Source organism: Streptomyces sp. SA15 (assembly GCF_002291145.1).
Lineage (GTDB): Bacteria > Actinomycetota > Actinomycetes > Streptomycetales > Streptomycetaceae > Streptomyces.
On the sequence record NZ_NTGE01000096.1, the window covers coordinates 52,852 to 74,979 of the forward strand.

18 protein-coding genes and 1 pseudogene are annotated in these 22,128 nt (G+C 69.9%); 9 read left to right on the plus strand and 10 right to left on the minus strand.

Annotation, left to right across the window (positions count from 1 at the left end; all coding sequences use genetic code 11):
- Window positions 1-43: 43 nt before the first annotated feature.
- The 7 genes from CLM62_RS19400 to CLM62_RS19430 all read left to right on the plus strand — a co-directional run bounded on the left by CLM62_RS19400 (window position 44) and on the right by CLM62_RS19430 (window position 9,820).
- Entirely contained in the window at window positions 44-886 is an 843-nt protein-coding gene (locus CLM62_RS19400) for an inositol monophosphatase family protein (RefSeq protein ID WP_095751155.1), read from the plus strand.
- Between the two features lie 130 nt (window positions 887-1,016).
- Window positions 1,017-2,426 (plus strand): NAD(P)/FAD-dependent oxidoreductase, encoded by a 1,410-nt coding sequence (locus CLM62_RS19405; protein WP_095751156.1) that lies wholly within the window; start codon window positions 1,017-1,019, stop codon window positions 2,424-2,426.
- Window positions 2,423-2,932: an O-acetyl-ADP-ribose deacetylase gene (locus tag CLM62_RS19410; RefSeq protein ID WP_095751157.1), complete on the plus strand. Its 510-nt coding sequence runs from the start codon at window positions 2,423-2,425 to the stop codon at window positions 2,930-2,932. Before CLM62_RS19405 ends, CLM62_RS19410 begins: the two co-directional genes overlap by 4 nt.
- Window positions 2,933-3,154: 222 nt before the next feature.
- On the plus strand, window positions 3,155-7,057 hold the full coding sequence (locus CLM62_RS19415) for a glycoside hydrolase family 2 TIM barrel-domain containing protein (RefSeq protein ID WP_095751158.1): 3,903 nt from the start codon (window positions 3,155-3,157) through the stop codon (window positions 7,055-7,057).
- A 214-nt stretch (window positions 7,058-7,271) separates the two neighbouring features.
- Entirely contained in the window at window positions 7,272-8,741 is a 1,470-nt protein-coding gene (locus tag CLM62_RS19420) for an AlkA N-terminal domain-containing protein (RefSeq protein ID WP_095751197.1), read from the plus strand.
- Between the two features lie 11 nt (window positions 8,742-8,752).
- Window positions 8,753-9,244, plus strand: a complete 492-nt coding sequence (locus CLM62_RS19425; protein WP_095751198.1) for a methylated-DNA--[protein]-cysteine S-methyltransferase — start codon at window positions 8,753-8,755, stop codon at window positions 9,242-9,244.
- Window positions 9,245-9,439: 195 nt separating this feature from the next.
- Window positions 9,440-9,820, plus strand: a complete 381-nt coding sequence (locus CLM62_RS19430; RefSeq protein WP_095751159.1) for a VOC family protein — start codon at window positions 9,440-9,442, stop codon at window positions 9,818-9,820.
- Between the two features lie 97 nt (window positions 9,821-9,917).
- Here CLM62_RS19430 and CLM62_RS19435 read toward each other — a convergent pair whose 3' ends face one another.
- Entirely contained in the window at window positions 9,918-10,649 is a 732-nt protein-coding gene (locus tag CLM62_RS19435; protein ID WP_095751160.1) for a Sir2 family NAD-dependent protein deacetylase, read from the minus strand.
- A 100-nt stretch (window positions 10,650-10,749) separates the two neighbouring features.
- On the opposite strand from CLM62_RS19435, the gene CLM62_RS19440 reads away from it, so the two are divergent.
- Window positions 10,750-10,953, plus strand: coding sequence for a type II toxin-antitoxin system VapB family antitoxin (locus CLM62_RS19440; RefSeq protein ID WP_095751161.1), 204 nt, complete (start codon window positions 10,750-10,752; stop codon window positions 10,951-10,953).
- A 19-nt stretch (window positions 10,954-10,972) separates the two neighbouring features.
- On the opposite strand, the pseudogene CLM62_RS19445 reads toward CLM62_RS19440, so the two are convergent.
- Together CLM62_RS19445 and CLM62_RS19450 are read right to left on the minus strand one after the other, a co-directional pair.
- Window positions 10,973-11,466, minus strand: a pseudogene (locus CLM62_RS19445) (NUDIX domain-containing protein).
- Window positions 11,467-11,488: 22 nt separating this feature from the next.
- Window positions 11,489-12,562 (minus strand): ADP-ribosylglycohydrolase family protein, encoded by a 1,074-nt coding sequence (locus tag CLM62_RS19450; protein ID WP_095751162.1) that lies wholly within the window; start codon window positions 12,560-12,562, stop codon window positions 11,489-11,491.
- Between the two features lie 214 nt (window positions 12,563-12,776).
- Here CLM62_RS19450 and CLM62_RS19455 point away from each other — a divergent pair, with 214 nt between their 5' ends.
- Window positions 12,777-13,895: a glycerate kinase gene (locus tag CLM62_RS19455; protein ID WP_095751199.1), complete on the plus strand. Its 1,119-nt coding sequence runs from the start codon at window positions 12,777-12,779 to the stop codon at window positions 13,893-13,895.
- 70 nt (window positions 13,896-13,965) lie between these two features.
- On the opposite strand, the gene pssA is transcribed toward CLM62_RS19455, so the two are convergent.
- The 7 genes from pssA to ccrA all read right to left on the minus strand — a co-directional run bounded on the left by pssA (window position 13,966) and on the right by ccrA (window position 21,881).
- Complete coding sequence (gene pssA / locus CLM62_RS19460; RefSeq protein ID WP_095751163.1) at window positions 13,966-14,784, minus strand: CDP-diacylglycerol--serine O-phosphatidyltransferase; 819 nt, start codon at window positions 14,782-14,784, stop codon at window positions 13,966-13,968.
- 22 nt (window positions 14,785-14,806) lie between these two features.
- Window positions 14,807-15,463 (minus strand): phosphatidylserine decarboxylase, encoded by a 657-nt coding sequence (locus CLM62_RS19465; RefSeq protein ID WP_095751164.1) that lies wholly within the window; start codon window positions 15,461-15,463, stop codon window positions 14,807-14,809.
- Between the two features lie 170 nt (window positions 15,464-15,633).
- The gene (locus CLM62_RS19470) at window positions 15,634-16,839 is read right to left on the minus strand and encodes an acyl-CoA dehydrogenase family protein (protein WP_095751165.1); all 1,206 of its coding nucleotides are present in this window, start codon (window positions 16,837-16,839) and stop codon (window positions 15,634-15,636) included.
- Window positions 16,839-17,351, minus strand: a complete 513-nt coding sequence (locus tag CLM62_RS19475; protein ID WP_095751166.1) for a MaoC family dehydratase — start codon at window positions 17,349-17,351, stop codon at window positions 16,839-16,841. The genes CLM62_RS19470 and CLM62_RS19475 overlap by 1 nt, the downstream gene beginning before the upstream one ends.
- 16 nt (window positions 17,352-17,367) lie before the next feature.
- A complete protein-coding gene (locus tag CLM62_RS19480) occupies window positions 17,368-18,381 on the minus strand; it encodes a CoA ester lyase (RefSeq protein ID WP_257003926.1) in 1,014 nt (337 codons plus the stop codon).
- A complete protein-coding gene (locus tag CLM62_RS19485; RefSeq protein ID WP_257003932.1) occupies window positions 18,378-20,444 on the minus strand; it encodes a protein meaA in 2,067 nt (688 codons plus the stop codon). The genes CLM62_RS19480 and CLM62_RS19485 overlap by 4 nt, the downstream gene beginning before the upstream one ends.
- 99 nt (window positions 20,445-20,543) lie before the next feature.
- Complete coding sequence (gene ccrA, locus CLM62_RS19490; RefSeq protein WP_095751201.1) at window positions 20,544-21,881, minus strand: crotonyl-CoA carboxylase/reductase; 1,338 nt, start codon at window positions 21,879-21,881, stop codon at window positions 20,544-20,546.
- Window positions 21,882-22,128: the final 247 nt, after the last annotated feature.

Here is a 22,128-nt window from a genome sequence, read left to right on the forward strand (position 1 = left end):
CAGCCCGGTAGGGATTGTCAGTGGCGCGTGCTCTCATGGAGCCATGATCGAAGACACGGAAACCATCGACGAGTTTCTCGCCCGGCACGCGGCCGACGTGGAGGAAGCGGTGCGCAAGGCGGCCGCGGCCGAGATCATGCCGCGCTTCCGCCGGCTCGCCGCGCACGAGGTCGACGAGAAGAGCGGCCCGCACGACCTGGTGACGGACGCCGACCGCAGGGCGGAGCAGTACCTCACCGAGGCGCTCGGCGCCCTCCTGCCCGGCTCCGTCGTGGTCGGCGAGGAGGCGGTGCACGCCAACCCGACGACCTATGAGGCGATACAGGACGGCGCCCCGGTCTGGATCGTCGATCCCGTGGACGGGACACGGCAGTTCGTGCATGGCGACCCGGGCTTCTGCACGCTGGTCGCGCTCGCGCAGGGCGGAACCCTGCTCGCCTCGTGGACGTACATGCCCGTGCCCGACCGGATGGCCACGGCCGTGCGCGGCGGGGGCGCCTTCCTCGACGGCGAGCGGCTGTTCGCCGGAGTCCCGGAGCCCGGCCGTGACCTGCGCGTGGCCACGTCCCACCCGGACTACACGACCGAGGAAGAGAAGCGGGCCCTGCTCGGCCTGTGGACCGAGGGCGTGGCACCGCGCGCCTGCGGTTCGGCAGGACTGGAGTATCTCGCCGTCGCCCGGGGCGAGTCGGACGCCACCGCGTTCTCGTGGGAAGCCGCCTGGGATCACGCCGCGGGCCTGCTCCTGGTCGAGGAGGCGGGCGGCACCCACCTGACCCGCGCGGGCGAGCCGTTCCGGATCACGGGGCACAACGTCCTGCCGTTCACCGCCGCCCGGGACGCGGCCACGGCCCGCCGGGTGGTGGGGCTGCTGGGAGGGGCGTGACCGAGTGCGATGGGGGCTGCTCAGAGCGTCGTAACCCGGGGTACTGCCCCGTGGGCTGAGGCTGTCAGTCCTCCGTCATATCCTGACCTCACTGGCCATCGGCTGACGAAGGGGTCCGAAGGTGCCGTCGATGCTCGATGCGGTCGTGGTGGGTGCGGGGCCGAACGGGCTGACCGCTGCCGTGGAGCTGGCCCGCCGAGGCTTCTCCGTGGCCGTCTTCGAGGCCCGCGACACCGTCGGCGGGGGAGCCCGCACCGAGGAACTCACCCTCCCGGGCTTCCACCACGACCCGTGCTCCGCGGCCCACCCCCTGGGCATCAACTCCCCGGCGTTCCGCGCCCTGCCCCTGGAGCGTTACGGCCTCGAGTGGCTGCACGCCGAGCTGCCCATGGCGCACCCCTTCACCGACGGCACCGCCGCCGTGCTGTCCCGGTCGGTCGGCGAGACGGCCGCCTCCTTGGGACCGCGCGACGCGGGGACGTACCGCAGACTGGTCGAGCCCTTCCTGCACCAGTGGGACACCCTGATCCGCGACTTCATGTCCCTGCCGCTCACCGCCTTGCCCCGGGACCCGGTCACCCTCGCCCGCTTCGGCCTGGTCGGCCTGCCCCCGTCGACCTGGCTGATGCGCCGCTTCCGCGACGAGCGGGCGAAGGCCCTGTTCGCCGGCCTCGTCGCGCACGTCATGGCCCCGCTCGGCGGCCTCGCCACCGGCGCCATCGGCCTCGTCTTCGCCCTCGCCGCGCACGCCCGCGGCTGGCCCGTGGCCCGCGGCGGCTCCCAGTCCATCTCCGACGCGCTCACCGCCTACCTGAAGGACCTCGGCGGCACCGTCCACACCGACTACGAGGTCAAGCGCCTCGACGACCTGCCGCCCGCCCGCGCGTACGTCTTCGACACCTCGCCCACCGCCCTGGCCCGCATCGCCGGCTTCGGCCGCTCCTACGAGGGCTACCGGTACGGCCCCGGAGTCTTCAAGATCGACTACGCGCTGGACGGCCCCGTGCCGTGGACCGCTCAGGAGGCGCGCAGGACCACCACCGTGCAGATCGGCGCCGACAGCGCCGAGATCGGCACCGCCCTGCGCGCGGCGTCCCGAGAGGGCCGGGCGCCCGACAGGCCGTTCATGATCACCGTGCAGCCCAGTGTCGTCGACCCCACCCGGGCCCCGGCGGGCAAGCAGGTCTTCTGGGCGTACGGCCACGTCCCCAGCGGCTGGACCGGCGACCTCACCGAAGCCATGGAACGCCAACTGGAGCGCTTCGCCCCGGGCTTCAGCGACCGCGTCCTCGCCCGCGCGACCGCCGGCCCGCCAGAACTCGCCGCCCGCAACGCCAACTACGTCGGCGGCGACATCGGCACCGGCGCGTTCACCGGGCTCCAGACCCTGCTGCGCCCCAGACTGTCCCTGTCCCCGTACGACACCCCGCACCCGGCCGTCTTCATCTGCTCCTCGGCCACCCCGCCGGGACCCGGCGTGCACGGAATGTCGGGACACAACGCGGCGAAGGCCGTCTGGAGGAGGCTGCGGCAGACATGACCACGATCACCCTCGCGCAGGGGGACATCACCCGGCAGACCGTCGACGCGATCGTCAACGCGGCCAACTCCTCCCTGCTCGGCGGTGGCGGCGTCGACGGCGCCATCCACCGCCGCGGCGGCCCCGCGATCCTCAAGGACTGCCGCAAACTCCGCGCCTCCCAGTACGGGAAGGGCCTCCCCACCGGCCAGGCGGTCGCGACGACGGCGGGCGAACTGGACGCGCGCTGGGTGATCCACACGGTGGGGCCGCGCTTCAGCCAGGACGAGGACCGGTCGGCGCTGCTGGCGTCCTGCTACCGCGAGTCGCTGCGGGTCGCCGACGAACTCGGCGCCCGCACGGTCGCGTTCCCGGCCGTCTCGGCCGGCATCTACGGCTGGCCGATCGAGGACGCCGCCCGGATCGCCGTGGAGACGGTGAAGGCGACCGGGACGGCGGTCGAGGAGATCCGGTTCGTCCTCTTCGACGAGCGGGCGTACGAGGCGTTCGCCGCGCAGGTCCGCTGACGGCACCGAGCGTCTCGCCAACAGGACCGCACAAAGTCCGACAGGATCATTGCTTCGATTGTGTTCGGGTCCTAGGGTTCCCCTGACTACTCGGCAGTTGTTTTTGTCACCAGCAGGTGTGTTCTGACCCGACATCAACTTGCGGAACCCCAACAGCAATCGACAAGACCTGACGCACGCTCAGCCGCTCAGCGCACTGTCGTACCGAGGAAGGGCCCCGGCATGCCGCACCCGCACGCGTTCCCCCACGACCGTCCCGTCGTCAGCCGTCGCCGTCTCCTGGAGGGCTCGGCCGCCGTCCTCGGCGCGCTCGCCCTGTCCGCGTCGCCCGTCGCCGCGCACGCGGCCGGGCGGCGCGAGGCGGCGGCGGACGGCTCGCCCGAGTGGAACGGCAACATCGCCGTCTTCCGGCTGGGCACCGAGCCCCCGCACACCACCCTCATGCCGTACCAGGACGTCAGACAGGCCCTGGCCGGCGACCGTACGCGCTCCCCGTACCGGCTGAGCCTCGACGGGAAGTGGAAGTTCGCCTACGTCGACCGCCCCGACGACCGCGACACCGACTTCTACCACCCCGACCTCGACGACAGCTCCTGGGACACCATCCCCGTGCCGTCCGTCTGGCAGATGCACGGCTACGACTTCCCGATCTACGTCAACATCACCTACCCCTGGTGGGGCCCCAACGGCCTGGGGGAGGAGCCGCAGCCGCCCGCCGCGCCGACCCGCTACAACCCCGTCGGCCAGTACCGCCGTACGTTCACCGTGCCGAGGGACTGGTCGGGACGGCGGACGTTCCTGCACTTCGAGGGCGTCAAGTCGGCCCACTACGTGTGGATCAACGGGGAGTTGGTCGGTTACCACGAGGACTCCTTCACCCCCGCCGAGTACGACATCACCAAGTACCTCAAGCCCGGCACCAACCGGATCGCGGTGGAGGTGTACCGCTACTCCGACGGCGACTGGCTGGAGGACCAGGACATGATCCGGCTGAGCGGCATCTTCCGCTCGGTCTACCTGTATTCCACCCCGGCCGTGCACCTGCGCGACTTCAAGCTGGACACCCCGCTGAGCGACGACTACACGGCCGCCGAGCTGTCGGTCACCGCGAGCGTGCGGGACTACGAGGGCGGATCCGGAGGACGGTATACCGTCGACGCGATGCTGTATGACGCCGACGGGCACCAAGTCTGGTCCCGGCCGCTCCAGCAGAGGGTCGACCTCGGCTCCGGTGCCGAGGCGACCGTACAGGCCGCGAAGGCCGTACCCGCCCCGAAGCTGTGGTCGGCCGAACACCCCAACCTCTACACCGCCGTCCTGCGGCTGCGCGACCCGGCGGGCAGGGTGATCGAGACCCTCTCGCACCGGGTCGGCCTGCGCGAGTTCGCGCTCAAGGACGGGCTGATGCGCATCAACGGCAAGCCCGTCTCCTTCCGCGGCACCAACCGCCACGAGATGCACCCCGCCCGCGGCACCGCCCTCACCCGCGCGGACATGATCGAGGACATCCAGATCATCAAGCGGCTGAACATGAACACGGTCCGCACCTCGCACTACCCCAACAATCCGCTGTGGAACGAACTCGCCGACGAATACGGCCTGTACCTCGTCGACGAGACCAACCTCGAAACCCACGGCATCCGGAGCGAGTACCCGGGCAACCACGCCGACTGGACCGAGGCGTGCGTGGCCCGCGCGCAGAACATGGTCCACCGCGACAAGAACCACGCCTCGGTGGTCATCTGGTCGCTCGGCAACGAGGCCGGTGGCGGCAGCACGTTCGTCGCCATGCACGACTGGATCCGGTCGTACGACCCGACGCGGGTCATCCAGTACGAGGGCGACGACCGCCCCACGATCAGCGACATCCGCTCGGAGATGTACGAGACGCCCCAGCGCGTCGAACAGCGGGCGAAGGACACCGCGGACACTCGGCCGTACGTGATGATCGAGTACTCGCACGCGATGGGGAACTCGAACGGCAACTTCAAGAAGTACTGGGACATCATCCGCCGCCACGACGTCCTCCAGGGCGGCTGGATCTGGGACTTCGTCGACCAGTCGCTCAGCTGGCCGACCCCGACCCGCAAACTTCTGACCGAGACCGGCCCCGGCAGGCTGCGCGGCGAGATCCTCGCCCCCAGCGGCACCTTCGACCGGGCCAAGGGCGTCTACGGTGGCACCGTCTTCGCCCGTGACGCGAGCCTCGACCTGACCGGCTCGCTGACCCTGGAGGCCTGGGTCACCCCGCACGTGACCGGCTACCACCAGCCGATCATCGCCAAGGGCGACACGCAGTACGCGCTGAAGCAATCGGGCCGGAACCTGGAGTTCTTCATCCACGGCGGCGGCCAGTGGATCACCGCCACCTGGGCGCTGCCGGACGACTGGACCGGCACCGAGCACCACATCGCCGGCGTCTTCGACGCGGACGCGGGCACGCTGACCCTCTACGTCGACGGCCAGGCCAGGGCCACCCGGACCACCACCCGGCGTCCCAGCAGCAACACCGCGCCCCTCGCGCTCGCCACCGACGTCGACAACATCACACGGGAGTTCAGCGGCACCATCCGCCGGGCCCGCGTCTACGCCCGTGCCCTCAGCGCCGCCGAACTTGCCTCCGACAGCCGCGGATCCGGCGACGAGGGCGTGCGGTTCTGGTTCGACGCGGCCACCGTCGGCGTCACCGAGAAGCGGTCGAAGGAGAAGACGTTCTTCGCGTACGGTGGCGACTGGGGCGACAACCCCAACGACGGGAACTTCGTCGCCGACGGCGTCGTCACCGCCGACCGGGGACACACCGGCAAGGCGGCCGAGATCAAGCGGGTCTACCAGGCGATCAACGCGGCAGCCGCCTCGGGCGGCGGAGCCGGTGCGGTCACCCTCATCAACGAGAACCTCTTCACCAACCTCCGTGAGTTCGACGGGAGTTGGCGGCTCGTCGCGGACGGCAGGGTCGTCCAGCGAGGGAAGCTGACCCGCGCTCAGCTGGACGTGCCGCCACTGTCGAGCAAGGACGTCACGGTGCCGCTGCGACTCCCGGCCGACCCGGCACCCGGCACGGAGTACTTCCTGGAACTGTCCTTCACCACCAAGGAAGCCACCCCCTGGGCGAAGGCCGGCTTCGAGGTGGCCGTACAGCAACTCGCCCTCGACGCCGGCAGCCCGGCCGTGACCCCGGTGCCGCTGGACAGCGTGCCGACGCTCAGCCACCAGGAGAGCGACGGGTCGATCACGGTGAAGGGCAAGGGCTTCTCCGTCACCGTCGACAAGACCAGCGGCGTCATCACGTCGTACGAGGCCCGCGGCACCCGGCTGATCACCTCCGGACCCGCGCCGAACTTCTGGCGTGCGCCCACCGACAACGACCACGGCAACGGCCAGCACACCCGCAACCAGACCTGGCGCGACGCCGGCGCGCGCCGCAAGGTGACGGACGTGAGCGTGCGCGCCCTGCGCGACAAGGCCGTCGAGATCAAGGTCAGCGGCACACTGCCGACGACCACGGAGTCGACGTACACCACCACGTACACGGTCTTCGGCAACGGAGAGATCAAGGTCGACCACACCCTGCACCCCGGCGCGGCGAACCTGCCGTACATCCCGGAGGTCGGCAGCCTGCTGTTCCTTCCGGGCCGCCTGGAGCAGCTGCGCTACTACGGCCGCGGCCCCGAGGAGAACCACTGGGACCGCAACTACGGCACGGACGTGGGTATTTACTCCGGGACCGTCTCCGGGCAGTGGACCTCCTACATCCGCCCACAGGAGAACGGCAACAAGACCGACGTCCGCTGGATCGCCCTGACCGGCCGCGACGGAACCGGACTGCTCGTCTCCGGCGAGCCGCTCCTCGAGGTCAACGCCTCGCACTTCACGCCGGAGGACCTGTCGTCCGGCGTGCGTCACGACTACCAGCTCACCCCGCGCGAGGAGGTCGTCCTGCGCGTGAACCACCGGCAGATGGGCGTCGGCGGTGACAACAGCTGGGGTGCGCACACGCACGACGAGTTCAAGCTGTTCGCGAACCGCGATTACTCGTACAGCTACCGGCTGCGGCCCCTCACGGACGTCGACGAGGCGATGGCGGCCTCGCGGCGGCCCACGGCGACGGACTTCGCCGGGTAGCGCACCGCGTACGGCTCCCGGCAGGGCGTGCTCCGCGCCCTGCCGGGCCGGGGTTCCCTCTAGGGGGCTTCACTGATCGGCGGCGTCACTGATGCTGCGGTTGCTGCGGGAGTCGGGTGGCGATCCGGCAGGGTCCAGGACACACGAGGTTGATGTCGGATTCTCGCCAGCCCCGGCGCGGCCCGTGCCCGATGCTGGACGCATGCAGATGGGGATGCACACCGACACCGAGCGCTGTGTACGCGCCGTTCAGTCCAAGGACGCCCGCTTCGACGGCTGGTTCTTCACGGCTGTCCTGACCACCCGCATCTACTGCCGGCCCAGCTGCCCGGTGGTGCCGCCCAAGCCCGAGAACATGACGTTCTACCCGAGTGCGGCGGCCTGCCAGCAGGCCGGCTTCCGGGCCTGCAAGCGGTGCCGGCCCGACACCAGCCCCGGATCCCCGGAGTGGAACCAGCGCGCCGACCTCGTGGCCCGCGCCATGCGGCTGATCGCCGACGGCGTCGTGGACCGCGAGGGCGTGCCCGGTCTCGCCGCCCGGCTCGGCTACAGCACCCGGCAGATCGAACGCCAACTGCTCGCGGAGCTGGGCGCGGGCCCGCTCGCCCTGGCCCGCGCCCAGCGCGCCCAGACGGCAAGGCTCCTCATCGAGACGACCCCGCTCACGATGGCGGAGATCGCCTTCGCCGCCGGCTTCTCCTCGATCCGCACCTTCAACGACACCGTGCGCGAGGTCTTCGCCCTGTCACCCAGCGACCTGCGCGCCCGGGTGCCGAAGACGAACTCCCAGGCCACCCCCGGCGCCCTCACCCTCCGCCTCCCCTTCCGCGCCCCCCTCAATCCCGACAACCTCTTCGGCCACCTCGCGGCCACCGCGGTCCCCGGCGTGGAGGAGTGGCGGGACGGCGCCTACCGGCGCACGCTCCGACTGCCGTACGGCCACGGCGTCGTGACCCTCGCCCCGCGCCCCGACCACATCGCCTGCCGCCTCACCCTCAGCGATCTCCGCGACCTGACGGTCGCCATCAGCCGCTGCCGCCGCATGCTCGACCTGGACGCCGACCCGGTCGCTGTCGACGACCAACTGCGTACGGATCCCGTTCTGGCGCCCCTGGTCGACAAGGCGCCCGGCCGACGCGTCCCGCGTACGGTCGACGAGGCGGAGTTCGCCGTACGGGCGGTACTCGGCCAGCAGGTCTCCACGGCCGCCGCCCGCACCCACGCCGGCCGCCTGGTCATCGCGCACGGCGAACCGGTGGACGACCCCGAGGGCGGCCTCACCCACCTTTTCCCGGCCCCCGAGGCGCTCGCCGCACTCGACCCCGAGTCACTCGCGATGCCCCGCACGCGCCGCACCACCTTCACCACACTGGTACGCGAACTCACGGACGGCGCCCTCAACTTGGGCGTGGAGAGCGACTGGTTGGAAACCCGCGCCCGGCTCCTCACGCTCCCCGGCTTCGGCCCCTGGACGGCCGACGTCATCGCGATGCGCGCCCTCGGCGACCCCGACGCCTTCCTCCCGACCGACCTCGGAATCCGCCGCGCCGCCCAGGAGCTGGGCCTGCCGTCGACCCCGGCGGCGCTCACGGCCCGCGCGGCGGCCTGGCGCCCCTGGCGGGCGTACGCGGTCCAGTACCTGTGGGCGACGGACAGCCACCCGATCAACTTCCTTCCCATATAAGGACGTTCATGATGAGCCCGACGAAGCAGCACACCGTGATCGACAGCCCCTACGGCCCTTTGACTCTCGTCGCCGACGGCGGCGTCCTGTGCGGCCTCTACATGACCGACCAGCGCCACCGCCCCGCCGAGGAGACCTTCGGCGCCCATGCCGAGGCCCCCTTCGTGGAGGCGGAGGAAGAGCTGGAGGCCTATTTCGCGGGCGAGTTGAAGGATTTCTCCGTCCAACTCCGCCTGCACGGAACCCCGTTCCAGCGCGGCGTCTGGGACCAGCTCCGCAAGATCCCCTACGGCGAGACCCGCACGTACGGCGAACTGGCCGACGCCCTCGGCAACCCCGGCGCCTCCCGCGCCGTCGGCCTCGCCAACGGCAAGAACCCGATCGGCATCATCGTCCCCTGCCACCGCGTCGTCGGCGCCGACGGCAGCCTCACGGGCTACGGAGGCGGCCTTGACCGCAAGCAGCGGTTGCTGGACTTCGAGAGGGGAACTGCACTCTTCTAGGTCGTGTCTCAAAGTCAGCTTCCCGACTGCATGGCCAACGGCCTTGCCCGGCTGCCCGGACAGGGGCAGCCCTGAAATCACTTCGCCCGTGTTCGCCTCGTCCGGTACGATCTCGGGATCGTTTTCGCTGCTGGGAGCCATGAGGTTCGCGTGTGGCCTCCCCTGCAGTTCCCAGGCTGAGAGTAGGTTTCGTTCATGGCATGTCGTATCAGTGAGCTCGTGCTCGGTTGCCGCGACCCCGAGGTGCTGGCGCGGTTCTGGTGCGAGGTCCTGGACTTCGTCGTGCTCGATCGCGAGGACGACGGCACGCTGGAGATCGGGCCGCGCGAAGGGTTCGGCGGTCCGCAGCCGACGATCATCCTCAGTCGCAGGGACGAGCCGGAGCCGGGGAAGTCCCGGCTGCACATCGACGTCAACGCCACCGACCGCGATCAGGACGCCGAGCTCGAACGCCTTCTCAAGCTCGGTGCTCGCCCGGCCGACATCGGCCAGACAGGGGAGGAGCAGTGGCATGTCCTGACCGACCCCGAAGGCAATGAGTTCTGCCTGCTCAAGGCCCGCCTCAACCCACTCTGATGCTCATCGGTCACGCCTCGACACCAGGGAGCCAGGGTCTGACGAGGCCCGGACGACTACCGAGCCCGGCACGCCGTCGAACGCGGAATCAACCGACTCAAACGCCACCGCCGATCCCGCGCAGCAGTTTCGGCAGCGCCGTGCCGATCGGCTCCCGGATCACCTCGTCGGCCAGGTTGTCGTACGGTGTCGGCTCGGCGTTGACGATGATCAGCCGTGCCCCGTGGTCGGCGGCGACACCCGCGAGCCCCGCCGCCGGCTGCACCTGCAGACTGGTCCCGACCGCGACGAACACCTGGCAGGCCTTGGTGACGGCGACGGCTTCGCCGAGTACCACCGGGTCGAGCCGCTCGCCGAACATCACCGTGGCCGACTTCAGGATCCCGCCGCACTCCAGGCACGGCGGATCCTCCTCACCGGCCTCGACCCGGGCGAGCGCGTCCTCCATGGGGCCGCGCGCATGGCACTTGGTGCAGACGACACCGCGTGCGGTGCCGTGCAGTTCGAGCACCTTGCGGGCGGGCATCCCGGCGAGCTGGTGCAGCCCGTCCACGTTCTGCGTGATCACCCGCACCGGCACCCCGGACCGCTCCAGCTCGGCGACGGCCCGGTGCGCGGCGTTGGGCTCGGCCTGGAGGGTGCGGTTCTTGCGGCGCATCTGCCAGGACCGCCGCCGGATCTCCGGATCGCCCATGTAGTACTCGTACGTCGCCAGCTTCTCGGCCCCCGGATCCCGCCGCCACAGCCCGTTCGGACCGCGGTAGTCCGGGATGCCGGAGTCGGTCGAGATACCGGCGCCGCTCAGGATGGCGACGAGGGGCTTGGTCATGTCACCGAGGGTAGGACGGGCGGTCCGGAGCGGCGAACGGATATCCGGCAGCCGAACGGAAGCGCCGGTCCGCCGGGATCCCCGGTGTTAGGGTCCGCGCATGGCAGCCAAGGTCACTGTGTCGCTCGATGCCGAACTCGTCGTGGAGATCATGGTCCTCGCGGGCGTGGGCAGCCCCCAGGACGCGGTCGAGCTCGCCGTCCGCGACTACATCGAGCGCGGTCACCGCACGGAGGCCCGGATCGCCGCGCGCGACGAGGCGTTGCGCGAGGTGGATGTGAAGCCGCGGGACGTCGAGGGCTGAGCAGCCCGTCCCGTCGGCGTCAGCCGACCCGGTGCCCGTTCTCCAGCTCCGCCGTCCCGTGCCCTCGGCGAGGACGTCCAGCGCGGCCAGCACGCGGTGGCCCGTGGCGCCCGGCAGGTACTGGGCGAGTTCCTCGCGCGGCACCAGCCGCCAGGACAGCAGCTCCTCCTCCTGGAGCCGGATCGCCTTGAAGTCGTCCTCGCCGAGGACGCCGCCGTCGTACAGATACGCCACCAGCGGCGGCCGGGCCGTCCCGTGCACCCAGTCCACCGCGAGCAGCCGGCCGAGATCGCGGTCCAGGCCGATCTCCTCGGCGGTCTCCCGGCGCGCGCCCTGGCGCGGGGTCTCGCCGTCGTCGGACTCGATCGTGCCGCCCGGAAGCGCCCAGCCCTCACGGTAGTTGGGCTCGACGAGCAGCACCCGGCCCTCGGCGTCACGGAAGAGGGCGGCGGCTCCGGCGAGGACGCGGGGCAGGCCCGCGATGTACGTGGCGAAGTCTTGAACGGTCGTCATCCAGGAAGGGTAACCAGCTGAGTCAGGCCTCCGTCTCCACCAGCCGCAGTGTCCGCTGAGCCAGTTCGCTGATCCGCACGCCGTCGAAGCCGAACACCGCGCTGCGCACCGTGTCCTCCAGCGGGTCCTTCCACTGCGCCGGGATGGCGTCCGCGCCGGTCAGTACGCCGGCCACCGAGCCCGCGGTCGCGCCGTTGGAGTCGGTGTCCAGGCCGCCGCGGACGGTGAGCGTGATGGTGCGGGTGAAGTCGCCGTCGCCGTACAGGAGCCCCGCCGTCAGCACGGCGGCGTTCGGGATGGTGTGGATCCAGCCGAGCCCGGCGGTCTCCTCGGCGACCGTGGTGAGCGTGTCCTCCCAGGTCATCCGGGTGTCATGGAGGGAGACGACCCGGCGTACGGTACGCGCGAGGCGGCTGCTCGCCGGTACGACGGTCAGCGCCTGGTCCACGGCCTGCCGCACCGTGTCGGCCGTGAACGCCGCCGAGATCAGCGCCGCCGCCCACATCGCGCCGTACACGCCGTTGCCGGTGTGGGACAGCACGGCGTCGCGGCGGGCGAGTGAGGCGGCGCGCCGCGGGACGCCGGGGCAGGTCCAGCCGTAGATGTCGGCGCGGATGAGCGCCCCGATCCACTCCTGGTACGGGTTGTCGTACGTCGCCGTCAGCGGCGGCTTCAGCCCGCTCGCGAGGTTGCGGTAGGCGGCCCGCTCGGCGGTGAAGGTCTGCAGATACGGCAGCCGCAGCAGCCACAGATCGCCTACCTGCTCCGTGCTGAAGCCGAAGCCGTGGGTCTCCAGGAGGTCCAGGCCGAGGATGGCGTAGTCGACGTCGTCGTCGCGGCAGCTGCCGTGGATACGGCCGCGCACGCACTGGCGCCACTCGGGGCGCAGCTCGAAGCCGTCGCTCTCGCCGACGGGCTCGGGCAGGTAGTCGGTGAGCGGCAGGGCGGCGGCCTGCCGCAGATAGCGGTCGATACGGTCCCGCGTCCACAGGTCGCCCTGCTCGACCGGCTTGCCGAGCATGTTGCCCGCGATCCGGCCCAGCCAGCCCCCCAGGACGCGGTCGGCGAGCTCTGGCTCAGTGCCCACAGGGGTCATAGCACCGGTTTACCCAATTCCGGCGGTGCCCGCGCGGGGTTCGGGCCGCCCGCACAGGCGCTTGTCGGCTTCGGTCCACGGGCCGGTCGGTGCATGACGGCGGGGTGCTCCTGCGGTTAAGGTCGCAGCGGCGCGACTGGCCCTGACGTGCGTCGGGCCCGGAGAGCAAGGGGATGGCAAGGTGGCGGACGCTGCAGTGAACGGTGCCCAGAGGGTGCTCATCGCCGCGGACAAGTTCAAGGGGTCGCTGACGGCCGTACAGGTCGCCGAGCGGGTGACGGCCGGGCTGCGCCGGGTCGCCCCGGGCGTCGAGGCTGAGGCGCTGCCGGTGGCCGACGGCGGCGACGGGACGGTGGACGCGGCGGTCGCGGCCGGATTCGAACGGCGGGAGGTACGGGTCGCCGGTCCCCTCGGCCAGGAGGTGACGGCGGCGTTCGCGCTGCGCGGCGACACCGCGGTCGTGGAGATGGCGGAGGCGAGCGGGCTGCAGCGGCTGCCGGCCGGCGTCTTCGCGCCGCTCACGGCGTCCACGTACGGCTCCGGCGAACTGCTGCGGGCCGCGCTGGACGCGGGCGCCCGGACGATCGTGTTCGGGGTCGGCGGCAGCGCGACCACGGACGGGGGCGCCGGCATGCTGTCCGCGCTGGGCGCGCGGTTTCTGGACGCGGACGGGGAGCCGGTGGCACCGGGCGGTGGCGGCCTCGCCGGCCTGGCCTCGGCGGACCTCTCGGGCCTCGACCCGCGCCTGGCCTCCGTCGAACTGATCCTGGCCAGCGACGTCGACAACCCGCTGACCGGCCCGAAGGGCGCGCCCTCGGTGTACGGCCCGCAGAAGGGCGCCTCGCCGGACGACGTGGAGACGCTGGACGCCGCGCTGGCCCACTACGCGAAGGTGCTGGAGGAGACCGTCGGGACGAAGGCCGCGGGACACGCCGCCTCGCCGGGCGCGGGCGCGGCGGGCGGCATCGGCTACGGCGCCCTCCTCCTCGGTGCGCGCTTCCGCCCCGGCATCGAGGTCATGCTCGACGTCCTGGGCTTCGCGCCCGCGCTGGAGAAGGCCACGCTGGTGATCACCGGCGAGGGCTCCCTGGACGAGCAGACCCTGCACGGCAAGGCCCCGGCGGGCGTCGCCGCGGCGGCCCGTGCGGCGGGCAAGGAGGTCGTCGCGGTGTGCGGACGCCTCGCCCTTGCGCCGCAGGCGCTCGGCGGGGCCGGGATCCGGCGGGCCTATCCGCTGACGGATGTCGAGCCGGACGTGGCGAAGTGCATCGCGGACGCGGGGCCGATCCTGGAGCGGGTGGCGGAACGGATCGCGCGGGACTTCCTCACCTGAGGGAGCTCACGGGAAAGCCGAAGGGCCCCGAGCCAAGCAGCTCGGGGCCCTTCGGTTTGTCCTGCGACCGCTACGGCAACTGCGCCGCTCGCGCCTCACGCCGGTTGTCGCGGAAGTTGTTCACCCGGCGAGCCGTGGCGAACAGCGGGATCACCGCGCCCATGACCAGCTGGAGCGCGCAGCCCGTCTGAAGGAGCAGCTGTCCGCTCGGCGCGTCGAACGCCCACGCGGCCAGCAGACCCATCGACAGGACGATCCAGGAGAGCATCGCCACCGCGAGTCGGCCCCGCGGCTTCGGGTACTCCACCCGGCTCACCATCAGCCACGCCGTGCCGAGGATCGCGAGCAGCGTCGCCACGAAGGGCAGCTCGAGGAGCACGATCGAGACCACCGTCAGCGCGCCGAACGGCGACGGCATGCCCTGGAAGGTGCCGTCCTTCACCGTCACGCAGGAGAATCTCGCGAGGCGGAGCACCACGGCCAGCAGTACGACGATCGCGCCGAGCGCCGCCACCCGCTGGTGCGCGTCGTCGGCGACCATGCCGTACACGAGTACGAAGTACGCCGGTGCCAGGCCGAAGCTGATCAGGTCCGACAGGTTGTCCAGTTCCGCGCCCATCGGAGAGGAACGCAGCTTCCTCGCCACCAGGCCGTCGAACAGGTCGAAGACCGCCGCGCACAGCATCAGGATGACCGCCGTGGCCGCGCTGTGGCGGGCCATGCCGGACTCCTGGCTGCCCGTGAGGTGCGGGATCAGGATGCCGGTGGTGGTGAAGTACACCGCCATGAAGCCGCACGTGGCGTTGCCGAGCGTGAGGGTGTCCGCTATCGAGAGGCGGAGAGAGAGGGGCATCTCCTCCTCTTCGTCCGCCTCGTCCACTTCGGGCACCCAGCCCGTCTGGGTCTCTGGATCAATCACGGTCAATGCGAGTCACCCCAGCCACGGTCTTCTGGCCGACCTCGACCGCGACCTCCACGCCCTCGGGCAGGTAGATGTCGACGCGTGAGCCGAACCGGATCAGACCGATGCGGTCGCCCTGCTCGACCTTCGTGCCCTGGGGGATGTACGGCACGATGCGACGGGCCACCGCGCCGGCAATCTGGATCATCTCGATGTCGCCGAGTTCGGTGTCGAAATGCCAGACTACGCGCTCGTTGTTCTCGCTCTCCTTGTTGAACGCCGGAACGAACCCGCCCGGGATGTGCTCGACCGACGTCACCGTGCCGGAGAGCGGCGCACGGTTGACGTGGACGTTGAGCGGGCTCATGAAGATCGCGACGCGGGTGCGGCCGTCCTTCCACGGCATGATGCTCTGCACCACACCGTCGGCGGGCGAGATGACCCGGCCCGCGGCGATCTCGCGCTCGGGGTCGCGGAAGAACCACAGCATGCCCGCCGCGAGCGCGGTGGCGGGCACGGCGACGGCCTTGGCGGCGCCGGACTTGCGCGCGCGTACCAGGCTGAGGGCTGCGGTGGCGACGGTCGGGAGGAGCCACGGCGATGCTCCGCGCGCGAGGCGTACGCCTGCCAGGCTGTCGCGATGTGCAGAGGTTTGGCTGTGGGGCATGGATGACCTTCGTAGCGGATGATGCCGCGCTGCGTGAGGGGGACGGCGGCTTTCCCGGGATCGTACCGGTCGCGGGCCACAACTGAGCAAGCCAGGAAGCCGAGTCGGCGGCTGAAGAGTGCTGACGGGGTGTGATCTTCTTCTCGAAGAAAACACCCCAACCCGCACATCTAGCCCTGGAAACGATACTCTTCGAGCAGCCTGCGACCGATGATCATTTTCTGGATCTCGGCGGTACCTTCACCGATCAGCAGCATCGGAGCCTCACGGTAGAGGCGCTCGATCTCGTACTCCTTGGAGAAGCCGTAGCCGCCGTGGATCCGGAAGGAGTCTTCCACGACCTCCTTGCAGTACTCGGAGGCGAGGTACTTCGCCATCCCTGCCTCAAGGTCGTTTCGCTCCCCGGAGTCCTTTTTGCGTGCCGCGTTCACCATCATCGCATGAGCGGCCTCCACCTTGGTAGCCATCTCCGCCAGCTTGAACTGGATGGCCTGGTGCTGGGCGATCGGCTTGCCGAAAGTGTGACGCTGCTGGGCGTACTGGACGCCCAGTTCGAACGCACGCTGAGCGACGCCACAGCCACGCGCCGCCACGTTGACGCGACCGACCTCCACGCCGTCCATCATCTGGTAAAAACCTCGGCCGGTGGCGCCGCCGAGCACGCGCTCGGCCGGAATCCGCAGGCCATCCATGATGAGCTCGGTGGTGTCGACGCCCTTGTAGCCCATCTTGTCGATCTTCCCGGGGATGGTGAGGCCGGGGCGGACCTCTCCGAAGCCGGGCTCCTTCTCGACCAGGAAGGTCGTCATCGACTTGTGGGGCGCGGTGCCCTCGGGGTGTCCTTCGTCACTTCGGACGAGTACGGCAACCAAGGTTGACGTTCCGCCATTGGTGAGCCACATCTTCTGGCCGTTCAGGACGTACTCGTCGCCGTCCCTGACCGCCTTCGACGTGATCGCCGAGACGTCCGAGCCCAGGCCCGGCTCCGACATCGAGAAGGCGCCGCGGATCTCGCCCAGCGCCATCTTCGGCAGGAAGTAGTCCTTCTGCTCCTGCGTGCCGTGCTGCTTGAGCATGTACGCCACGATGAAGTGCGTGTTGATGATGCCGGACACCGACATCCAGCCACGGGCGATCTCCTCCACGCACAGCGCGTACGTCAGGAGGGACTCGCCCAGACCCCCGTACTCCTCGGGGATCATCAGACCGAACAGGCCCAACTCCTTGAGCCCGTCGACGATCTGCTGCGGGTACTCGTCGCGGTGCTCCAGCTCGGTGGCGACCGGGAGGATCTCCTTGTCCACGAAGTCGCGGACGGTGGAGAGGATCTCCTGCTGGATGTCGGTCAGACCGGCGGTCTGGGCGAGGCGGCTCATCACTTCTCCTGGGACTTCAGCTCCGGGCGGCCCGGCTGCTCGCCGCCGCGCTCCTTGATGTACGTCTCGGTGGGCACCATCACCTTGCGGCGGAACACGCACACGAGCGTGCCGTCCTGCTTGTAGCCCTTGGTCTCGACGTGGACGATGCCGCGGTCGTTCTTCGACTTCGACGGCCACTTGTCGAGCACGGTCGTCTGGCCGTAGATCGTGTCACCGTGGAAGGTCGGCGCCACGTGCTTGAGCGACTCGATCTCCAGGTTGGCGATCGCCTTGCCGGAGATGTCCGGCACGGACATGCCGAGCAGCAGCGAGTAGATGTAGTTCCCGACGACGACGTTCTGGCCGAAATCCGTCGTCTTCTCCGCATAGTTGGTGTCCATGTGGAGCGGGTGGTGGTTCATGGTGAGGAGACAGAACAGGTGGTCGTCGTACTCCGTGACCGTCTTGCCCGGCCAGTGCTTGTACGTCGCCCCGACCTCGAACTCCTCGTAGGTGCGTCCGAACTGCATCGCCGTCACGGCCCCTCTAGTTGGCGGGAATCTCGAACGTGCTGGTGCGCCGCATGCCGGCGGCGCGTCCCTTGCCCGCGATGACCAGGGCCATCTTGCGGCTGGCCTCGTCGATCATCTCGTCCCCGAGCATCGCGGAGCCCTTCTTGCCGCCCGCCTCGGACGTGTAGTAGTCGTACGCGTCCAGGATGAGCTCGGCGTGGTCGTAGTCCTCCTGGGAGGGCGAGAAGATCTCGTTGGAGGCCTCGACCTGACCCGGGTGGAGCACCCACTTGCCGTCGAAGCCGAGCGCGGCGGCGCGCTGGGCGACCTCGCGGTAGCCCTCGACGTTGCGGATCTGGAGGTAGGGGCCGTCGATCGCCTGGAGGTTGTTGGCGCGGGCGGCCATCAGGATCTTCATCAGGATGTAGTGGTAGGCGTCCGCCGGGTAGCCGGGCGGCTGCTCGCCCACGACCAGCGACTTCATGTTGATCGACGCCATGAAGTCGGCAGGGCCGAAGATGATCGTCTCGACGCGCGGGGAGGCCTGCGCGATCTCGTTGACGTTGTTGAGGCCCTGGGCGTTCTCGATCTGCGCCTCGATGCCGATGCGGCCGACCTCGAAGCCCATGGTCTTCTCGATCTGGGTCAGGAGCAGGTCCAGCGCGACGATCTGCTGGGCGTCCTGCACCTTCGGCAGCATGATGCAGTCGAGGTTCGGGCCGGCGCCCTCGACGACCGTGACGACGTCTCGATACGTCCACTCGGTCGTCCAGTCGTTGACGCGCACGACCCTCGTCTTGCCCGTCCAGTCACCCTCGTTGAGGAACTTGACGATGGTGTGCCGAGCCTCGGGCTTGGCGAGCGGCGCGCACGCGTCCTCCAGGTCCAGGAAGACCTGGTCCGCCGGGAGGCCCTGCGCCTTCTCCAGGAAGCGGGGGTTCGAGCCCGGTACAGCCAGGCAGGAACGCCGCGGGCGAAGACGGTTAAAAGGGGGCGCGGCGGAGCCGCCCGTTGGAAGGGCGGTGGTGGGCGACGGGTGGGCGGTCATGCGGGGACCTCCAGGGGGTCGAGCTTGTTCGCTTTGCGGATCTCGTCGACGATGCGGCCGATGATTCCGGTGATGTCGAAGTCCTTCGGAGTGAAGACCGCGGCCACTCCGGCGGCCCTGAGCTGCTCGGCGTCACCGTTGGGGATGATGCCACCCGCGATCACCGGAATGTCTGTGGCACCGGCCACACGCAGCCGCTCCAGCACGTCCGGCACCAGTTGAGCATGAGAGCCGGAGAGGATCGAGAGGCCGACCGCGTGCACGTCCTCCGCGAGGGCCGCGTCCACGATCTGCTCGGGCGTGAGCCGGATGCCCTGGTAGACGACCTCGAACCCGGCGTCCCGGGCCCGCACGGCGATCTGCTCGGCGCCATTGGAGTGGCCGTCCAGACCGGGCTTGCCGACCAGGAAGCGGAGCTTGCCGACGCCGAGGTCCTTCGCCGTCCGGTCCACCCCGCGGCGCACCTGGGCCATCGCGCTCCCCTCCGCGGCGGCGACGGCCACCGGCGCGGACGACACGCCCGTCGGCGCCCGGAATTCGCCGAACACCTCACGCAGTGCCCCCGCCCACTCGCCGGTCGTGACCCCGGCGCGGGCACACTCCAGGGTGGCCTCCATGAGGTTGGCGGTGCCCTTGGCGGCCTCCTTCAGCTTCTCCAGCGCCTTGCAGGGGCGCGGGTGGTTGAAGGGCGGCTGGTAGCGCGTGTCGCGCCAGTGCCGGAGCGAGGCGATGACACGGGCCTCGACGGCCGGGTCGACCGTCTGGATCGCTGTGTCGAGGTCGGCCGTCAGTGGATTGGGCTCGGTCGTCTCGAAGACGTTGACGCCCACGATCTTCTCTTGACCGGACTCGATACGGGCCCGGCGCTCGGCGTGCGAGGCGACGAGCTGCGACTTCAGGTAGCCGGACTCGACGGCGGCCATCGCGCCGCCCATCTCCTGGATCCGCTCGATCTCGGCGAGCGATTCCTCGACGAGTTCGCTCACCTTGGCCTCGATCACCTTCGAGCCCTCGAAGATGTCCTCGTACTCCAGCAGGTCGCTCTCGTACGCGAGCACCTGCTGCATGCGCAGCGACCACTGCTGGTCCCAGGGACGGGGGAGCCCCAGCGCCTCGTTCCAGGCGGGGAGCTGCACGGCACGCGCGCGTGCGTCCTTCGAGAGGGTCACCGAGAGCATCTCCAGTACGATCCGCTGGACGTTGTTCTCGGGCTGGGCCTCGGTCAGGCCCAGGGAGTTGACCTGGACCCCGTAGCGGAAACGGCGGTGCTTGGGGTCCTCGATGCCGTACCGCTCACGGGTGACGCGGTCCCAGATGCGGCCGAATGCCCGCATCTTGCACATCTCCTCGATGAAGCGGACGCCCGCGTTCACGAAGAAGGAGATACGGCCGACGACGTCGCCCATGCGCTCCTGCGGCACCTGGCCGCTGTCCCGCACGGCATCCAGCACGGCGATCGCCGTCGACATCGCGTACGCGATCTCCTGGACCGGCGTGGCGCCCGCCTCCTGCAGGTGGTAGCTGCAGATGTTGATCGGGTTCCACTTCGGGATGTGGGAGACCGTGTACGCGATCATGTCGGTGGTGAGCCGCAGCGACGGCCCCGGCGGGAACACGTGCGTGCCCCGCGACAGGTACTCCTTGACGATGTCGTTCTGGGTCGTGCCCTGGAGCTTGGTGACGTCCGCGCCCTGCTCCTCCGCGACGACCTGGTAGAGCGCCAGCAGCCACATGGCGGTGGCGTTGATCGTCATCGAGGTGTTCATCTGCTCCAGGGGGATGTCCTGGAACAGCCGGCGCATGTCACCGAGGTGCGCGATCGGCACGCCGACCCGGCCGACCTCGCCGCGGGCGAGGATGTGGTCGGAGTCGTAGCCCGTCTGCGTCGGCAGGTCGAACGCGACCGACAGACCGGTCTGACCCTTGGCGAGGTTGCGCCGGTACAGCTCGTTGGACGCCTCGGCCGTGGAGTGACCGGCGTAGGTCCGCATGAGCCACGGCCGGTCCCTTTCTTTTTGCGCCTGCGACCGAGGGCGCTCTGTGCCGGTGTCGACGTTCCTCAGCCCGCGGTCGCTGCGCTCCCTTGTCTTCGTCTCTTTCGACACCGGTGCGCCCTCGGTCGTAGGCGCTGTCTGACGCTCAGTCATGTGCGGGACCTCGGCTCAGACGTTCCGGAAGCGGTTGATGGCGTCGATGTGCCGGGCGCGCTTGACCTCGTCGCGCACGCCGAGGCCCTCCTCGGGCGCCAGGCACAGGACGCCGACCTTGCCCTGGTGGAGGTTGCGGTGGACGTCGTAGGCGGCCTGCCCGGTGTCCTCCAGGGAGTAGACCTTGGAGAGGGTCGGGTGGATCTTGCCCTTCGCGATGAGCCGGTTGGCCTCCCAGGCCTCGCGGTAGTTGGCGAAGTGCGAGCCGATGATCCGCTTCAGGGACATCCACAAGTAGCGGTTGTCGTACTCGTGGGTGTAGCCCGAGGTGGAGGCGCAGGTGACGATCGTGCCGCCCTTGCGGGTGACGTAGACGCTTGCGCCGAAGGTCTCGCGGCCGGGGTGCTCGAAGACGATGTCGACGTCCTCGCCGCCGGTGAGTTCACGGATGCGCTTGCCGAAGCGCTTCCACTCCTTGGGGTCCTGAGTGTGCTCGTCCTTCCAGAACTTGTAGTCCTCGGCCGTGCGGTCGATGATCGCTTCGGCGCCCATGGCCCGGCAGATCTCCGCCTTCTGAGGGCTGCTCACCACACAGATGGGGTTGGCACCGCCGGCCAGCGCGAACTGCGTGGCGTAACTGCCGAGTCCGCCGCTCGCGCCCCAGATCAGGACGTTGTCGCCCTGCTTCATGCCGGCGCCGTTGCGGGAGACGAGCTGCCGGTACGCGGTGGAGTTGACCAGCCCGGGAGCGGCGGCCTCCTCCCAGCTCAGGTGGCCCGGCTTGGGCATCAGCTGGTTGGACTTGACGAGGGCGATCTCCGCGAGGCCGCCGAAGTTGGTCTCGAAGCCCCAGATGCGCTGCTCGGGGTCGAGCATCGTGTCGTTGTGGCCGTCGGAGGACTCCAGCTCGACGGAGAGGCAGTGCGCGACGACCTCGTCGCCCGGCTTCCAGGCGTTGACGCCGGGGCCGGTGCGCAGGACGACGCCCGCGAGGTCGGAGCCGATGATGTGGTACGGCAGGTCGTGGCGCTTGGTGAGCTCGCTGAGCTTGCCGTAGCGCTCCAGGAAACCGAAGGTCGGCAGCGGCTCGAAGATCGAGGTCCACACCGAGTTGTAGTTGACCGAGGAGGCCATGACGGCCACCAGGGCCTCGCCCGGGCCGAGCTCCGGCACCGGCACGTCGTCCAGGTGGATGGACTTGCGGGGGTCCTTGTCGCGGGTCGCGAGGCCCGCGAACATCTCCGTGTCGTCCTTGTGCACGGTGATCGCGCGGTACGACTCGGGGAGCGGCAGAGCGGCGAAGTCGTCCGGCGTGGAGTCCGGTGACTGGATCGCGTCCAGGATGTCCTTCATGGTCACGGTATTGCCTCCGGCGAATGGCGTCTTGAGGGAGACGCTGAGGGTTACGTCGGTGCTGCTGAGGGATGAGGGTTTGCCGTCGGTTCGGCGGTGGTGCTGTTCGGCAGCGCTTTGTGGCGCGGGAGGTTGCCTGTGACGCAGGCGTCCGGGTGCGCAGGGGATGGGCCTTGCTGGGACAGCAGCCCGGACTCCTTCAAGGTATGACACCGCGTGTCACCCCGCAAGGCACTGAGTGCCAGAA

Bases quoted from the DNA above. Each gene is read 5' to 3' on its own strand.
- CLM62_RS19400 (WP_095751155.1), top strand. From the start codon at position 44: ATGATCGAAGACACGGAAACCATCGACGAGTTTCTCGCCCGGCACGCG.
- CLM62_RS19405 (WP_095751156.1), top strand. From the start codon at position 1,017: ATGCTCGATGCGGTCGTGGTGGGTGCGGGGCCGAACGGGCTGACCGCT.
- CLM62_RS19410 (WP_095751157.1), top strand. From the start codon at position 2,423: ATGACCACGATCACCCTCGCGCAGGGGGACATCACCCGGCAGACCGTC.
- CLM62_RS19415 (WP_095751158.1), top strand. From the start codon at position 3,155: ATGCCGCACCCGCACGCGTTCCCCCACGACCGTCCCGTCGTCAGCCGT.
- CLM62_RS19420 (WP_095751197.1), top strand. From the start codon at position 7,272: ATGCACACCGACACCGAGCGCTGTGTACGCGCCGTTCAGTCCAAGGAC.
- CLM62_RS19425 (WP_095751198.1), top strand. From the start codon at position 8,753: ATGAGCCCGACGAAGCAGCACACCGTGATCGACAGCCCCTACGGCCCT.
- CLM62_RS19430 (WP_095751159.1), top strand. From the start codon at position 9,440: ATGGCATGTCGTATCAGTGAGCTCGTGCTCGGTTGCCGCGACCCCGAG.
- CLM62_RS19435 (WP_095751160.1), bottom strand. From the start codon at position 10,649: ATGACCAAGCCCCTCGTCGCCATCCTGAGCGGCGCCGGTATCTCGACC.
- CLM62_RS19440 (WP_095751161.1), top strand. From the start codon at position 10,750: ATGGCAGCCAAGGTCACTGTGTCGCTCGATGCCGAACTCGTCGTGGAG.
- CLM62_RS19450 (WP_095751162.1), bottom strand. From the start codon at position 12,562: ATGACCCCTGTGGGCACTGAGCCAGAGCTCGCCGACCGCGTCCTGGGG.
- CLM62_RS19465 (WP_095751164.1), bottom strand. From the start codon at position 15,463: ATGCCCCACAGCCAAACCTCTGCACATCGCGACAGCCTGGCAGGCGTA.
- CLM62_RS19470 (WP_095751165.1), bottom strand. From the start codon at position 16,839: ATGAGCCGCCTCGCCCAGACCGCCGGTCTGACCGACATCCAGCAGGAG.
- CLM62_RS19475 (WP_095751166.1), bottom strand. From the start codon at position 17,351: ATGCAGTTCGGACGCACCTACGAGGAGTTCGAGGTCGGGGCGACGTAC.
- CLM62_RS19480 (WP_257003926.1), bottom strand. From the start codon at position 18,381: ATGACCGCCCACCCGTCGCCCACCACCGCCCTTCCAACGGGCGGCTCC.
- ccrA (WP_095751201.1), bottom strand. From the start codon at position 21,881: ATGAAGGACATCCTGGACGCGATCCAGTCACCGGACTCCACGCCGGAC.